A 14,744-nucleotide genomic window follows, 5' to 3' on the forward strand; every position below is an offset into this window, starting at 1 on the left:
CGCGCGGTCTGCTCCGCAGACACGACGCGGCGTCGCTACGCGACGCTTTCCGGCGCTATGCACCGGACACCCCCGGGCTCCGCCCGGAGGCAGGCAGGCGCTCCGCGCCCGCCAACTGCCCGCCGCTCCGCGCCAGTCAGAGGAGGCTCGCCTGCTCCGCAGTCAAGCCAGAAGCGGCAGCAGCAAGAGAGGGGTGGCCCAACTGCGGTATGCCCCCCAATACTGATGGGGGGCCAATATTGGGCGGTGCGTCAAAACTGTGACCTGGCTAGGTTCTGGGTTGAATCCCTACCACCGCCTCGCTCTCACACAGCGCACGGATTCCCCGGAAGATCCGATCGACGTGCATGCCCGGAGAATGCGTCAATTCTCGGCCTGGATGTATTTGGGGATGGCGGCTCACCCCCCTCTTCCGTTACCGGACAGATACCGGCGCTGCGCCAGCCAGAAACGCCGCCGTGTATTCACTGAATGCGTTCATGACGTTCCGCAGGGAACTCGTTGTCGCGTATTCCGGGTTGGGTAGTTCATGGGCCTCGCTGAGGTCTGCGAGGACTTCGCCAATCGCGTCCAGGGCGTGGTGGGGGTCGGTGACGTAGCCGAGGATGCCCGAGGCGTCGATGGCCCAGGCGTCGGGGCCGTCCAGATCGATGTCGTGGACCGGCGAGGGGATGGCCGGCGGGCATGCGAACAGTCCGTCGGGGAGGGCGCGGAACTCGGTTCCTGGGCCGGTGGAGCAGGTGGCGCAGGTGAGAGCATGCATGGGTTGTTTCAGGGTGGGGTCCTGGTGAGGCACGCGAGACCGCGCGGTGGCGCGGGGCTCTGGGACGCCGGAGGCGGCCCTGACCGGGGGCCCCGTCGGAGGCGTGCGGTCCGGCAGCCCGGAGGGCGGCCCTGCGGCGCCGTGACGCCCCGCCAGACCCCCACACCCTGTGGGAGGTCGAACTGGTGGTGGCGGAGGATGAACGGGCTGCGCGCCTGTCAGGCTCACCGGGCGGGCGCGGGCAATGTCCCCGCGCGACCTGCTGGGCAGCATCGCCTTCGGGTTCCGGTCCTGACCAGGTGGGGGGACCGGATCCGGGCCCCCGTGCTCGGGGGTAACGGGGGTCCAGGAAGGCCACCTGACATGAGTGGCAGCGGCGGCCGGGGACGCGTGGCCTCCGCCGTCCGGACGCTGTAGCGGCATGGCCGGCGGCGCCTCTCCGGCCCGCGCTCCGCTCGAAGAGGCGCGGGACCCGGGCTGCGACAGAACGGACATCCGAGCGTCGGCTGGCGTCGGTGGTGATCACCCGAGTGAGGTCAGCCAGCGTCGGGCGAACATCCGCCTTCGGCCAACAGATCGGCAAGTGACACCGGAGCCATCGTGGTTGGTGAAGCGTCTATACCTGCGAACAAGCCGTGGAGGGCAGATGACAACTAATCCGCAGCGCCGTAGACGGCTTCGACTCGCACGTCTACGTCCGGCTCCTGACCAAGTCCGGGCTCCGGTACGTGACGAGGAGCCCCACCCGGAGCCGGATACGGAGCCAGACCCCGACCCTCCGGTGCCGCAGCCTCCGAGCCTGCGGCAGCGCCTCGGAGGGCTCCCGTGGGCGCACGGCATCACCGTGGCCGGCGCGTTGATCGCTGCTATCGCTGCGATTGCCGGGCTGTGGTTCCAGGCAGTTGCCACCTACTGGAGCCAGGAGACGGCCAAGGATCAGTTGCAGCAGTCGAAAGAGGACGGCGAGCGGCAAGATCGTGAGCAGGCTCTCCGTGTCGCGTATTGGGTGGAAAACGAGCAACCGCGGGTGATCCACTTCATCAACCGGTCGCTAGACCCTGTCACAAACGTGACATTGATTATCGAAGGGACCGGGGCACGCGACACCGTGTACGAGTTCAGCGAAGTCCGCCCGTGCGCCGAGATCCTGCTACCCGAAACCATCATGGAGGCAGATCGGAAGACGACTCTGCGTGACTGGGAATGGAGCATTAGGGAAATCAAATTCACGGACACAAACGGCAGAGGCTGGAAGCGGACATCCACTAGCCTCGTCAGCGATTCCAGGGGGCCGGACTGGCTGCACAGCATCGGAGAGAACACGAAGAAGGCCCCTCAGATCCTGAACGCACACAACTGCGGGGACTCTGAAAAGTAAGTGAGCCCTTTCCAACCTTAGCGATGGTGGCCCAGACGGGTTGAGGACTCGATGCCCCTCCGGGCGGTGCGGTGCCTGATTCCGCGACCGCGTAACGCGCCTGCTGGTCGTCCTCACGCACCGGATGCGCGCCGTCGGCATCGTCCCGGTGCGCATAGCGGTCCATGGTGGCGCGGGCCCGCGACGTTGGCTCCGGAACGGGTGGAGCAGCTGTCCGCGATCGGGATGCGCTGGGTGTAGAAGGCGACAGTTCGGGACGCGGCATCTGACTCAGGCAGATGCCGCATTCTGCTGTTGTGCGGGTGGCCCCCATACTAGAGTTCTGGCATGGCAAAGACGCCGCGCATGACGCTCCAGACGCAACTGGTGCTGCGGACCCTGCTGGAGAGCCCTGCCGAGGCCCGTTACGGCCTGGAACTCTCCCAAGCAGCAGGCCTTCCCACCGGCACCATCCACCCGATCCTCGCCCGCCTCGAGAACACAGGCTGGCTTGAGTCTTTCTGGGAAGACCAGAGCAAGATCGAGAAGACCGACCCGCCCCGGCCCCGCCGCCGCTACTACCGATTCACCCCAAGCGGTGCCGAGTCCGCCCGCGTCGCTCTCGCCGCCGCCTACCAGGGAGGCGCCACCTCTGCGCGCCTTCGCCCTGCTGATGGTCTGGGGAGTTGAGGCTGCGTTATGCACGGCGCCGACAACGAGGTCAGCGAACCGCTCACGCTCCCCTGGTTAGTGATCCGCCAGGACGACAACGGCAACCGGTACCGGGTCGGCAGGTATGCCACCCGCGACGAAGCCCAAAGGGTCAGCGACGGTCTCGATGAGCGCGGTCATCGGCAGCTCTATTGGGTGGAAAGGCTTGGACAAGGCCGTGCAACTCCCAGTAACGACAGCGGTGACTCTGGGCGGGACATCGTGCAAGGTCACTCCTCAGGCATCCGACGCGGGCTCGGGCAGATACCGCCCCCGCCCGAGGAATCCGCTGACGCGGTAAGGGATGAACCCGCGAGCGACATGGAGGACTGCGCTGACCGGCGCCTACGACGGGCACGGCCTCTGTTCGAAGCACTCTCCCGCCTCCTGCCTGCAGACGCCCGCGAGCGCTGGTCCGAAGAGTGGATGGCGGAGTGGGTCGACCTCGGCAAACAGCCTATGCGTACCCGGGTGGCCTGGCTGATGCGAGTCACAGTGCGCAGCGGACTGTACTTCGCCTGGACTCTTCGCCTTGCGGCGCGACGGCAGCGTGTCCAATGATGCGCCAGGTAGCAGGAGCCGTCGCAGAGCTGCTTCCCCATCAGGACGACATGGCTGATCACGGGCAGTTGGCGGGCCGCACGCGCACGTACCTAGAAGGGCGGTTCGTCGGAGTAGCCACCCGCGGTTGGAGTAGTCGGCGCCAGCTTGGGCGTGGTGGCCCATGGATCGTCCTGCGGGGGTGGCGTACGAGTACCGCCCCACCCCGAGTTGGATCGCGCCGGCGAGACAGAAGCCGGGGCGTTCTCCGGTTCGACGCCATCAATGTCGTCGTTCAACAAATGGCGCAGGCGCTCCCTGCAGGTGGTCGCATCGTCGTCGTTCCAGTTGTCCGATTCAGGCCAGCGTCTGCGGTCAGGGTCCTGGCCACCGATGTGGCACAGGGCGCGCAGGACCGCGTCGACTCTCTCCCACGTGCTGATCGTCTGACCCTTGAGGAGCCGGCGGATGGTTTCCCGACTTACAGGAAGCGGATCCTGCATAGAGCTGGTCGTCGCTGCGATGCGGGCGGGTGTAGGACGCCCTGCTTCCTTGAAGTGGATGAACAGTTCGGCCACAAAGTCGCGCCTGGTTCCATCAGGCAGGTCGGCTTTGCTGGGCATCCGCAGCATCTGAGGCATCCGCCAACTCTGGCACGCTACTACTCAGTTCGACACACGATTCCTCACGAATGCTCGGCATGACACCCCAGGTGAGCCCGGGATTGGCCGTGTTGAGGTCACGAAGACCCGTGTAGAACCGCATTGGCGTCTCGTTGACACCGGTGGACTTCTTTCGACAATTCACTGTTTCCGCTGGTCAGAGCGGGTTTCGAGGTGATTTTGTTGGTGCTCGTCCACCCCGCGAGACGTCAAAAATCTCAATCGGTGGACAACGGCACGGCTGTCGCCGGAAACGGCGACGGCCCCCTGGTGGGCAGGGAGCCGTCTGCAGAAGACCGAACACCCCCGACGAAGGAGAAGCTCATGTCCAAGCCCGAGCGTACGGGCAACAGCCCAGACCCGGAACCCCTCCCGACGCCGGATGGCGGATCGTCGAGGACCCGGTGGACCAAGCGCGCCCGGCGGCTCCGCAACGAGGCCGGCCTGCATCTGATCCGAGGGGCCGCAACCGCGGTCGGCGGCGCCGTCGTCGCGTACGGCGGCCTCTGGATCCAGTCACGCTGACCGCGGACAGAGGGAAACGGAGCGTGTCTGACGGCAGCCGGGCGGCTTGTCCCGCCCGGCGTCGCGCGCGAGCAACACCAGCCGCCCTGGTGAGGCGACAGCTCTGGCAACCCTCCAGGAGGCACACGGCGGGACCGTGTGCGTGAGAAGATCCTCCGCCAAGATTCACTCGCCCTGAAGGATCCCCCATGCACGAGCAATTTCTCGATGATGCGTCGGGTCATGAAATCGAGGAGATACCGCAGTCAGTGGATCAGCGCTTGGTCGAACATAACGGGTCCTACTATCAGGTGCGCCAGGCGGAGCTCGCAGGTGACGTGCACTTTCCACCCGTCATGAATGGTCTGGATTACTTGGTCAGCGTGGCAGAGCACCTAGAGGGTGGAAGCGAGCCCAGTGCAAGGGCCATGAAGTACGCCGTGCTGCACCTGGCTGCGGGCGCCGAAGTGCTTCTGAAGGCGCGTCTGCAGATGGTGCATTGGTCTCTGGTGTTCGCCAATCCCGGGGATGCTACGAGAGAGGCGCTCGCGAACGGGACACTGATCAGTTGCTCTCCGGAAGAGACGCGTAAGCGGCTGACTAACATGGCGGGTATCAAGTTCAGCCAGAGTGAAAAGGAGGCCCTCTCCGGCTTGGCGAAACGCCGCAACGCGCTGCAGCACTATGGCTTGGTCGGTGAGGACGCCAAAGCTGGCAAGGTGGAGAGCACCACTGCCCAAGTACTGAACTTCCTCATCCGTTTCGTCGGTGAGCACATTTTGGAGCACATCACGAATGAGGAGGAACGACGCCACGCGGAGATCGACATGGACCGGATCCGCGGAGGTGTCCGTACGATCCAGGGCTATGTTGCAGAGCGCATGAAGGACCTCGCTCCGGTGCTGGGCCCCGTCAGAGCGCGTACCCTCCAGTGCCCGCAGTGCCGTGAGTTCGCCCTCACTCCGACAATGATCAGAGGCGTGCCCGAGTGGTGTCAGACGGACGCCAGCCTCTCCCCCATGTACTGCCACCTCTGCGTTGAGGGCTATGGCGCTCTGGGCCTGGCGCTGGGCTACGCCGTCCACGTTCTCGACCGCGCCGCTCCTGATGACTCATACGACGGTGACGCCCCGGACCGGTGTCCCGTCTGCAAGATGAGCAGCCTGGTGCGAGGGGCCCGGACCGCTGCCGCTCCAGAAACACCTATCGATTTCTGCTTCCGTTGCGCAGACGTGATCGATGGGCTGCAAGAGTGCCAGCGCTGTGGCTTCATCTACACCGCTGAGCAGGGCCATCGATGCCGACTCGGCAACTGAATGCCTCGAGCAGCGGGGCTGGGCAGGGCGATCCTGTCTGGCCCCGCTGTCGTCGGGTCAGCGGACGTCAGGCGTCTCCTGGTCGTAGTTGGCCGGGGCCGCACGGGGCAGGGGCGGCGGTGCGCTGTCCTGGCGTGCAGCCTTCCAGCGCTCGGTCAGCTCGTCCTTCCATCCCTTGGGCGGGGGCGACGGGACGCCCCAGGCGGCAAGCTGGTCACGCTTCCATCCGCCGGCGGGCGTACGGGCTGCTTCGTCTTCAGGTGAGGGCAGCGCAGACATGTGAGGCGAACGAACGACGCGCATCAGTTGTCCCCCGAACTCGTTCCGGAAGGGCGCGAGGTCGCCTTCCTTCCTCAGTCGGACCCACTCTTTGGGCGGCGAGGTACTCGCGTTGGCCGGAGGTTCCGTTCCGGCAGGAGCGAAGAACACCTCGCCGGTGTATTCCAACGTCGTCGACTTCAGCGCGACCCGCTCCTCGAAAACCTCCTGCCGTAGCTGCAGGATGCCGTCCTCTTGCAGTGCACGAATGTAGTTCAGAAGCTCGATCGTTCCGACCATGGCCCACGCGACGAGTGGCACGGCGCCACGGAACCGCTCGAGCAACCCGAACACGTCGCCTTCCTGGCGTCGTTCGGTGTCGTGATGTACCACGTCCCCGTAGATCCAAGCCATGGCCAGCTTGTGACGGTCAAGGCCGTGGTTCTCGCCGGTGGTCGTGTTGTTGATCACGACCCAATATCCTGCTTCCTCTGCTGTGGCTGGATCCACGCGTTTCCGCCACTCGGCACGTGTGGCCCGCACCCACTCCGTATCCTGCGGCAACGCCCGGCAGAAGTAGCCAACTGCTTTCAACGCCTTCCGGTAGAAGCACGCATCACCCTCCAGCAGAATCGGCCTGAGTCGAGCAGCAGCGGACTCCACCACTTCCTCGGCCGGGAATTCCTGCCGGATCCGTGTCCTGCCGTCGTCGAGCTGGACAACACTCATCTGTATGTCAGTCAGGGCCACGAGCGCATCCCAGTTCGCCGCAAGCGAGTGCTCTTCTACCCGGCGCGCACGCACCACATAGGCCTCAAGCCACTCCTGGTACTGCGCATCGACGCTCACTGGCCCGCCACTCCCATCGTTCCTCCCGTAGATAGCCCGACCGCTGATTGGCAGTGGATCGCGTTAACCACTGTCGCTGGTGGGGCCTCATGCGGTCGAGACCTAAGCGCAGGCCCGCCGACGGACACAGGGCGGACCGGGGCCGTGGTGCACAGCAGCGCGTCACACAGCTCGAAACCGGTAGTGCTACGGCAGGTCTTCCAGCCGGGCGAGCAGGCCTGCGGCGGCGGTGACGGCCGCGACGGCGTCGGCACGGGTCCAGGTGAAGTTCTCCGTGGTGCCCGCGTCATCGTGCGGAGCACCGCTGAACAGGGCGTAGGCTGGCTCGAAGGCGGATCCGCCGCATAGCAGCCCAGCTGGCTGCCATTGATGACCTCCAAGAGCGCGCCGACCGGTCGCAGGAGGCCCGGGTCATTCTGGCGGTCCGCGGCTCCGAAGCCAAGGACAGCCCCGAGCCGGTACTGCTCGTGTGGCCGACAGCCCTGCGGGACTGTGTGGCCGAGTACGAGCGCTTCCGCAACGCCCCTCAGCAATCCACCGACGACGGTGACCTGGACGGCCCAGACTGGCACTGGCAGAAGCAGGAGGCCGACCTCCTACACCGCCTCCTCGGCCTTGTGAGGTACGCAGCCAATCAGCGCAACATCGATTTGTCTGATCTCCCTGACCTGGCCGACAGGATCCGCGCCCTCCACCGCGACTCGCAGTAGCAAGCCGCCCACCGCGCTCGGTGGGGCCGACCGGCCCGAATAGGACCGCCAGGACCCACCAGCACATACGCCACCGGTGCTGGCCAACCCGACGGGGGTTTCCGACGGCCGACACCCAGCTCACCGTAGGCGCGACGGTCGCCGCCGACTCCGTGCCCGCCACCGCGGTGGTCACGGTCGCCGCGTCCGGCACCGGCCTTCACGCACCGGTCAGACCGCACAGCAGCCGGCGGACCCGGGTGCGGCGGCCGAGGCCGGGCGCGGTGCAGGCAGCGATCGATCGGGGGTGGTGGAGCAGGCGGGACCAACATGGCGGTCAGGGCACTCACGGGCCCTGTGCGGGTCTTCTGAAATCACCCCCATAACGCCTCGCAATGAGGCACTATGGGGGTGTTGTGCGAGAGCCCGCCGACTCCCCGAAAGGCACGGCCTGATGACCCCAGACCCTCCGCCCTCCCCCACGCCCCCAGAGGAGTTGTGGACTGTCTCCATGGTGGCCGCCTACCTCGGGTTTTCGGGGGAGTCGGCGACCGGTTCGGCCCGCAGGCAGCTGTCGCGGTGGGGCATCGCCGCTGTGGGACGGGAGCCCGGCCGGAGCGGCCAGTCGTTGTATCCGTCGGCGCAGGTCCGCGCAGCGCACGAGGCCCGCCCCGGATCAGGGCGGCGCGGGGCCCGCAGGAGTGAGGGCGGGCGCTTCACGACGTCCACGGACACCTAGAGCTCCGCCGCACCCGCCCCGGCAGACAGCAGGGCGGCCGTCCACTTCCCGGCAAACGGCCGCCCGCCCACCCAGTCACCAGAGCTCACAGACCAGGAGGACCACCATCGTGGCCGTTACGCTCCGCCCGCATCAAGTCGAAGCCGTCGACGCGGTCCTACGTCACCTCTCCGAACAGCCCGGCCAGGGCATCCCGCCCGAAGGGCTGCGGACCCAGGTCATCGCCGCGACCGGGTCCGGGAAGACCCTGATCGGGGTGGAAGCCGCCAACCGTCTCTCAGCACGCCGGGTCCTGGTCCTGGTGCCGACCCTGGACCTGCTCTTGCAGATGGCCGCCGCGTGGCGGGCGGGCGGCCGGCGCGGCGCGATGATCGGCGTCTGCTCCCTGCGGGGCGCGGACAGCCAGGGCGTGCCCTGCACGACGGACCCGGACGAACTGATCGCCTGGACCGCCGGCCCCGAGACCGTCACCGTGTTCGCGACCTACGCGTCGGTCGGCATGGGAACACTCCAGCGCGCGCACGCTGCCGGCCTGCCGGTGTGGGACCTGATGGTGGTGGATGAGGCGCACCGGGTCAGCGGCGACGGGCTGAAGCCGTGGGCGGCCGTACACGACCAGACCCAAGTCCCTGCCGTACGGCGGCTCTACATGACCGCCACGGCACGCGTATGGGAAGCCAACGGAGACCGCCCGCGGCTGGTCGCCTCCATGGACGAGGACTCGCCCCTGTTCGGCCCGGTCGCGTACAAGCTGAAGCTGTCGGAGGCGATCCGGCTCGGCTTGGTGGCGCCGTACCAGGTGCTGTGCCTGGACATCCGCGACCCCCAGCTGTACGCCGCGCTCACCACCGAGGCGACCGGCTCCGACGCCGTGCGCGGGGCGCGGCTGGCAGCCGTCCAGACGGGCCTCATGCGGGCGGCTGTTGAGGAGCGGTTCCGGCGGGTGCTGTCCTTCCACAGCAGGGTCGGTGAGGCGGAAGCCATGGCGGCCGCCGTGCCGGTGACGGCGGGCCGGCTCGCCGAGGACGACCCCGAGACGTTCCCGCCGGCGGAGCAGGTGTGGTCGGCGTGGCTATACGGCGAGCACGCTCCCGCGCACCGCCGGAGCGTGCTGGAAGAGTTCGCCTCCGACTATCTCGGAGGGGCAGGGCTGGACAGCACGGACGTGCGCGCTGAGCTGCGGGTTCTTTCTTCAGTTCGGGTTCTAGGGGAAGGTGTCGACACCGCCGAATGTGACGCTGTGCTCTTCGCGGACGCTCGCGGCTCGATGGTGGACATCGTGCAGATGGTCGGGCGCGCGCTGCGGATGCGGCCCGGGGTCGGGAAGCTCGCCACGCTGATCGTCCCCGTGTTCCTCGGAGAGGACGAGGACGCCAACGAGCTGCTGACCTCCGACGCCTACGGCACCCTCGCGAAAATCCTCGGAGCCCTGCAGGCACACGACACGGACACCATCGAAGCGCTCGCCGACCCCCGCGTGCGCAACGCCCGCCCGGCACCGGACGCGGACGACGACCTCGGCCAGGACGACGACGGCGAGGATCAGGACGACGACCTGGAGGACGTCGCGCGGGTCGGTGCGGCGGCGGCCGGGGTGCTCAAGTTCAGCGAGGAACGCGACCCCGCCGCCCTCGCACAGTTCGTCAGGCTGCGGGTGATCGATCCGGAGGCGGCGTACTGGCGGCGCGGCATCGAGGTGGCCACAAGGTGGCTGCGCGAGACCGGCAGCACCGAACTGCGGGTGCCCTACACGTTCGTGTCGCCGGAAGCCTGGGGCGCTTCCGGCGATCATCCGCTGGGGGTGTGGGTGGCAGATCAGCGGAAGTACTACGCGGCCGGGGCCCTGGAGGCCTCACGCGTGGAGCAGCTGGAGACGCTCGGGATGGTGTGGTCGGTGCAGGCGTCCGCGTGGGAGGCCGGCCTCGCCGTCGCCCGCGCCTACGCCGAAGCGCACTCGCACCTGCTCCCGCCCACCACAGCCGTTTGGGACGACTTCCCCATCGGTGTGTGGCTCAAGAACGCTCGCGCAGGGGCCAGGAGGGCGGCTGAAAACGCCGAACGGCGCGCGGCCGGGGAAACGGGTGTCTCCTACGCCGGAGAGCTCCCAGAGGCCCGCGTGGAGGCTCTGGCCGACCTTGACCCGGGGTGGTGCCCGACCTCATGGGAGATCGGATGGCAACGCTGCTATCGGCTCACCCTCGCGCACGTGAAGGCAGGCGGCATGCTCCCTGCCGGACCGGGTGAACTCATCGTCCAGGGGGAGGACTTGGGCGTGTGGTCCGCTGGACAGCGGGCCGGGTGGGACAAGCTCATGCCCGCGCAGCAGTGGCTGCTGGAGTCGGTCGGGATCCAGCCCCCGGCAGAGGGCGAACTGGTTGCGAGGGTGCCCCGGTCGCGGGACGCGCGGTGGGAGGCGAACCTCACCGCCGCCCGCCAGTACCACGCCCGGGAAGGGCACCTGGCCGTGCCCCGGAAGGCGGTGGAGATCGTGGACGGCATCGAACACAAACTGGGGGCGTTCCTGGACAACACCCGCCGCCGGGCCGCGAAGCTCAGCCCGCAGCGGCGCGCCGAACTCGATCAGCTGGGGATGCGCTGGTCCTAGAACGCAGCACGGGATGACCCGCCACGGCGGAGGGGCGTAGGGCGGCCCATTCCAGAACCTCACTCTTCCACCAGCGGCCTCAGGAAGCCGGGCAAAATCATGGACGCGGCCGCATCCGGGCTGTCCCGGGAGAAGGAAGCCAGATGGACTTGTCCTCCTGATGCGCGCAGGAGGACAAGTCCCAGGAGACGCACCACACGCGGCACCCGCTGACGGCGGGAAACCACCACCGCTTGGCGCGCTGCGAGCCATCTCGACAGCAGGAGAGGGGCTGTTCCGGATCTGGTCCGGAACAGCCCCTCTCGATCTCACAGGACGGTGTGAGCTGTCAGCGCTTGAACGCGTCCTTGGCCTTTTCCTTGGCCTCACGGGCATCCCCCGTGCTTTTCTCCACCTGGCCCTCGGCAGCCATGCGCTCGTTGCCGACGGCGTTTCCGAGGGTCTCCTTGGCCTTGCCCTTGGCCTGCTCGGTCTTCGCCTTGGCCTTCTCGCCAGCAGTCACGGATCGCGCCTCCTCGTAGTTCTTTCGCCGCTCTCGCGGCAGAATCCAGGTGCCCCTCGCTCACCTTCACAAACAAGGCGATTTCGAGGAATGAGTTCACCAGTGGGGGGCAATCGGTGGCGCAGGAGGTAGATAACTATGGTTCCCCTGCTGCTTGTTCTTCTTCTCGCGCTGATCCTTTTCGGTGCCGGCTTCGCCGTCAAGGTCCTGTGGTGGGTCGCCGTCGTGGTTCTGGTGCTGTGGCTGCTCGGCTTCGTCGCGCGTTCCACCAACGCCAGCGGTGGCCGCGGACGCTGGTACCGATGGTGACCTGACCCATCCACGATCCCAGCCGTCGGGGTCCCGCCACATGTTGGCGGGGCCCCGACGTTTTGGGAGCCGACACTGTCTCGGGTGACAGTGGACAAGGTGCCCGTGGGAGTGCAAATGGGTTGCGGGGGTAGGCGGCCACCGTCGAGGGCGGGGCGGGCTCGCGCGTGGAACCCGCGCAACCTCCGGCCTGAACCCCGCCCCCGACTTCACCCACGCGCCGCCCGAGAGCGGGCAGCGATCCCCTCGCCTCCACAGTCGGCGTGCAGCCTTCCAGTGACCGAACTCGCCGTCCGCGATCTCCAACAGCATCCTGGGGCGCAACGTAGCGGTCGCCGCGCCGGCCCCGAGCAGGCATGTCTAAGCAGCTTGGGTGAGTTCGGCGCGGCCGAACAGGAGGGCGTAGCCGGCCGGCAGTTGGTCGAGGATACGGGTGATCAGATCGGGGCCGGCGTGCGCGGAGACGACGGAGAAGACGGATCCGGTGTCCCACCGGGTGGTGGCCAGGGATGCACCGGTGCGGGCGGCGAGGTCCTTGACGAAGGCCCAGCCGGTGAGGGGGTGGGGGTCGGGGATCTGCAGGGTCAGCACGCGTGCCGCTTCCAGGGGCAGACAGCCGGCCAGGTCGACGCGCTCGTCGCCGGTCAGCTGGCGTCCCAGCCCCGCGAGAGCCAGGCGGACGGCTTCGTCGGCCTTTCCCAGGGTGGGGTAGGCGCCTTCGTAGCGGACCTTTTCCAGCATCTGCTCATACGCCGTCGAGTATGGCTGCTGGTGCTCAGCCGGTACGCGCACGTCGGTGATCACTGCAGTGCATGCCTTTCGTAGAGGGGTGCGGGTGTGTGGCACCGAGGTAGGGGTCAGGTGGGCTGGGGGCGGCCGAAGAGGAGGTTGTAGCCGGCGGGGAGCTGGAGCAGGATCTGCCCCAACAGGTCCTCGCCGGCCGTGTCGGCGACCGTGGACAGCACGGCGCTGACGTCCCAGGTCGCGGTCTGTTCGGTGGCGCCATCGATCCAGGCCGCGGTCGCCCGTACGAACCGCTCCGGGGGCAGCGGTTCGGCGCTCTGCAGGGGGTTGAGCAGGATCAGGGCGAATTCCTCCGGGAGACGTGCCGCGAGCTGGGCGCGAACCTCGCCGACCAGATGCGCGCCGAGCAGGGCGAGCACCACACGGGCCGCGCGTTCGGTTTCCTCCGCAGTGGCGTACTCGCCGCGCTCCTTCACGTGGTCGAGGAACGCTTCGCGTCGCAGAGTCATCTCGCCGCCACCCCTTCTTGTTCTACGGCCTGCCCACGGGGTGCGGAGGACGGGGTGAGGGGGAGATCAGGTGCCCATCCTCCGCGCCTGTCCGGCCGGTGTCAGCCGGAGAGCTCCTTGTGGCCGGTCCCGACGCCGATGGACATCTTGCGGGGCTTGGCACGCTCGGCGATCGGGATGCGCAGGGTCAGCACGCCCGCGTCGTAGTCGGCCTTGATGTGCTCGGTGTCGAGGGTGTCGGCGAGCACGAGCTGGCGGGAAAAGACACCCAGCGGGCGCTCGGACAGCTCCATCTGCACGTCGTCGGTCTTCGCCGCCGGCCGGCGCTCCGCCTTGACGGTGAGCATGTTCCGCTCGACGTCGATGTCGATCGCGTCCGCGCTGACGCCGGGAAGGTCGAAGGCCACCACGTACTCGTCGGCCTCACGGTAGGCGTCCATCGGCATCGCCGACGGCTTCGACCAGGTACCCGGGCCCATCAGCTGCTGCGCCAGCCGGTCCAGCTCACGGAAGGGGTCAGTGCGCATCAACATCGTGAAAACACCTCCAGCAGTTCAGGCAGTTGCTGCCAATGCGCTTCACTGACACCGTTGTAACATGTCATCCAATGGATGACAAACATGATGTCGTCGACATGATGACCACCCGAGGGAGGTGGCCGTGACCGCACCCGACCAGCCGGTCTCCACCGACGCCGACACCCACAGCCCGGCGTCGTTCCTCGCCGCCGCGGCGGCTCTGAAAGCCATAGACGGCGCCCTGCGCGACGCCCAGCACGAGATTCCCGACACCCTCGGCGCCGGGCCGGCCCCGGCACAGGCCCTCGCCTCGCTGATGCTGCTGCGGCAGGTACGTGAGCGGCTCGCCGGATGGGAGACCGGCCTGATCGAAACGGCCCGGGACGCAGGCGCCAGCTGGGCCGACCTCGCCTCTCCCCTGGGTGTTGCCAGCCGCCAGGCCGCCGAGCGCCGCTACCTGCGTGGCCGCCCCGGCCCGGCCGGGACCACCGGCGAACAGCGCGTGACGGCCACCCGTCAGGCCCGGGCCGCCGACCGCAACACCGCCACCTGGGCCCGCCGCAACGCGGCCGACCTGCGCCGCCTCGCCGGCCAGATCACCGCCCTCACCGACCTTCCCCCCGCCGCCCGCCGCCCGCTCCATGAGCTCGACGCCGCCCTCGCCCACAACGACCCCGCCGACCTCCTCGTCCCCCTGACCGCCACCCGCCCCCACCTGGCCGCCGCCCACCCCGACCTCGCCGCCCGACTCGACACCCTCACTCCCCCCTGACCCCGCCCGGTGCCCCGCCCCACCCCGCCCCGCCCCGCCCCGCCCCGGCAGAAAGACTGAGGGTGATCTCCCCTCAGGGTGGCTTTGGTGGCCGGCGCCCCTGCCACCCGCGTTCGCGCGGACTGGGTGCCGGTCCTATGCGTGTCCAGTCCTCTACGAGCGACCCGAATGACTCAGAACGCCGCTGCCTGCTTGCAGAGTTCACGGAAGCGGGCAGCGGCGCTGTGGTACCGCGTCAGGGAGAACTCGCGTGGCAGCGTGCCTATCGGCTCACCCTCGCCCACACGAACGCGGGCGGCGCGCTCCCTGCCGGACCGGGTGAACTCATCGTCCAGGGGGAGGACTTGGGCGTGTGGTCCGCTGGACAGCGGGCCGGGTGGGACAAGCTCATGCCCGC

Annotated in this window: 15 protein-coding genes and 1 pseudogene; 8 read left to right on the forward strand and 8 right to left on the reverse strand. The window is 68.0% G+C overall.

The features are described from left to right. Nucleotides 1-415: 415 nt before the first annotated feature. The gene (locus ABZ642_RS45750; protein ID WP_360497466.1) at nucleotides 416-763 is read right to left on the reverse strand and encodes a hypothetical protein; all 348 of its coding nucleotides are present in this window, start codon (nucleotides 761-763) and stop codon (nucleotides 416-418) included. A gap of 844 nt (nucleotides 764-1,607) precedes the next feature. Here ABZ642_RS45750 and ABZ642_RS45755 point away from each other — a divergent pair. From ABZ642_RS45755 to ABZ642_RS45765, 3 genes and pseudogenes are all read left to right on the forward strand, one after another. After that, entirely contained in the window at nucleotides 1,608-2,141 is a 534-nt protein-coding gene (locus ABZ642_RS45755; RefSeq protein WP_360497469.1) for a hypothetical protein, read from the forward strand. A 327-nt stretch (nucleotides 2,142-2,468) separates the two neighbouring features. Next, a complete protein-coding gene (locus tag ABZ642_RS45760) occupies nucleotides 2,469-2,810 on the forward strand; it encodes a helix-turn-helix transcriptional regulator (RefSeq protein WP_360497471.1) in 342 nt (113 codons plus the stop codon). Between the two features lie 9 nt (nucleotides 2,811-2,819). Then, nucleotides 2,820-3,005: pseudogene (locus ABZ642_RS45765) on the forward strand (SPOR domain-containing protein); the annotation flags it as partial. 479 nt (nucleotides 3,006-3,484) lie between these two features. On the opposite strand, the gene ABZ642_RS45770 reads toward ABZ642_RS45765, so the two are convergent. Then, nucleotides 3,485-4,012, reverse strand: a complete 528-nt coding sequence (locus ABZ642_RS45770; protein WP_360497474.1) for a hypothetical protein — start codon at nucleotides 4,010-4,012, stop codon at nucleotides 3,485-3,487. A gap of 345 nt (nucleotides 4,013-4,357) precedes the next feature. Between ABZ642_RS45770 and ABZ642_RS45775 the strand changes: the two genes are divergently transcribed. Together ABZ642_RS45775 and ABZ642_RS45780 are read left to right on the forward strand one after the other, a co-directional pair. After that, the gene (locus tag ABZ642_RS45775) at nucleotides 4,358-4,558 is read left to right on the forward strand and encodes a hypothetical protein (protein ID WP_360497477.1); all 201 of its coding nucleotides are present in this window, start codon (nucleotides 4,358-4,360) and stop codon (nucleotides 4,556-4,558) included. A gap of 188 nt (nucleotides 4,559-4,746) precedes the next feature. Next, the gene (locus tag ABZ642_RS45780; protein WP_360497480.1) at nucleotides 4,747-5,853 is read left to right on the forward strand and encodes a hypothetical protein; all 1,107 of its coding nucleotides are present in this window, start codon (nucleotides 4,747-4,749) and stop codon (nucleotides 5,851-5,853) included. 57 nt (nucleotides 5,854-5,910) lie between these two features. On the opposite strand, the gene ABZ642_RS45785 is transcribed toward ABZ642_RS45780, so the two are convergent. Then, nucleotides 5,911-6,960 carry a hypothetical protein gene (locus ABZ642_RS45785; RefSeq protein WP_360497483.1) on the reverse strand — a complete coding sequence of 350 codons (1,050 nt, stop codon included), beginning with the start codon at nucleotides 6,958-6,960 and terminating at the stop codon, nucleotides 5,911-5,913. Between the two features lie 1,534 nt (nucleotides 6,961-8,494). On the opposite strand from ABZ642_RS45785, the gene ABZ642_RS45790 reads away from it, so the two are divergent. After that, nucleotides 8,495-10,993, forward strand: a complete 2,499-nt coding sequence (locus ABZ642_RS45790; protein WP_360497521.1) for a Helicase associated domain protein — start codon at nucleotides 8,495-8,497, stop codon at nucleotides 10,991-10,993. Between the two features lie 328 nt (nucleotides 10,994-11,321). On the opposite strand, the gene ABZ642_RS45795 is transcribed toward ABZ642_RS45790, so the two are convergent. Next, the gene (locus ABZ642_RS45795; RefSeq protein ID WP_360497486.1) at nucleotides 11,322-11,495 is read right to left on the reverse strand and encodes a CsbD family protein; all 174 of its coding nucleotides are present in this window, start codon (nucleotides 11,493-11,495) and stop codon (nucleotides 11,322-11,324) included. A 138-nt stretch (nucleotides 11,496-11,633) separates the two neighbouring features. Here ABZ642_RS45795 and ABZ642_RS45800 point away from each other — a divergent pair, with 138 nt between their 5' ends. Beyond that, a complete protein-coding gene (locus tag ABZ642_RS45800; RefSeq protein ID WP_360497489.1) occupies nucleotides 11,634-11,804 on the forward strand; it encodes a hydrophobic protein in 171 nt (56 codons plus the stop codon). Between the two features lie 360 nt (nucleotides 11,805-12,164). Here the strand turns inward: ABZ642_RS45800 and ABZ642_RS45805 are convergent, their stop codons facing one another. The 3 genes from ABZ642_RS45805 to ABZ642_RS45815 form a co-directional block, all read right to left on the reverse strand. Next, nucleotides 12,165-12,608, reverse strand: a complete 444-nt coding sequence (locus ABZ642_RS45805) for a DUF2267 domain-containing protein (RefSeq protein ID WP_360497492.1) — start codon at nucleotides 12,606-12,608, stop codon at nucleotides 12,165-12,167. Nucleotides 12,609-12,661: 53 nt separating this feature from the next. Continuing rightward, nucleotides 12,662-13,057 (reverse strand): DUF2267 domain-containing protein, encoded by a 396-nt coding sequence (locus ABZ642_RS45810; protein ID WP_360497495.1) that lies wholly within the window; start codon nucleotides 13,055-13,057, stop codon nucleotides 12,662-12,664. Nucleotides 13,058-13,158: 101 nt separating this feature from the next. Then, complete coding sequence (locus tag ABZ642_RS45815; protein ID WP_360497497.1) at nucleotides 13,159-13,590, reverse strand: Hsp20/alpha crystallin family protein; 432 nt, start codon at nucleotides 13,588-13,590, stop codon at nucleotides 13,159-13,161. Nucleotides 13,591-13,717: 127 nt separating this feature from the next. Between ABZ642_RS45815 and ABZ642_RS45820 the strand changes: the two genes are divergently transcribed. Next, nucleotides 13,718-14,347: a type III effector protein gene (locus ABZ642_RS45820; protein ID WP_360497500.1), complete on the forward strand. Its 630-nt coding sequence runs from the start codon at nucleotides 13,718-13,720 to the stop codon at nucleotides 14,345-14,347. Nucleotides 14,348-14,520: 173 nt separating this feature from the next. On the opposite strand, the gene ABZ642_RS45825 is transcribed toward ABZ642_RS45820, so the two are convergent. Further along, a partial coding sequence (locus ABZ642_RS45825; RefSeq protein WP_360497503.1) for a hypothetical protein occupies nucleotides 14,521-14,744 on the reverse strand: 224 nt, incomplete at its 5' end.

The organism is Streptomyces sp. NPDC007157 (genome assembly GCF_040634235.1).
Classification (GTDB): domain Bacteria; phylum Actinomycetota; class Actinomycetes; order Streptomycetales; family Streptomycetaceae; genus Streptomyces.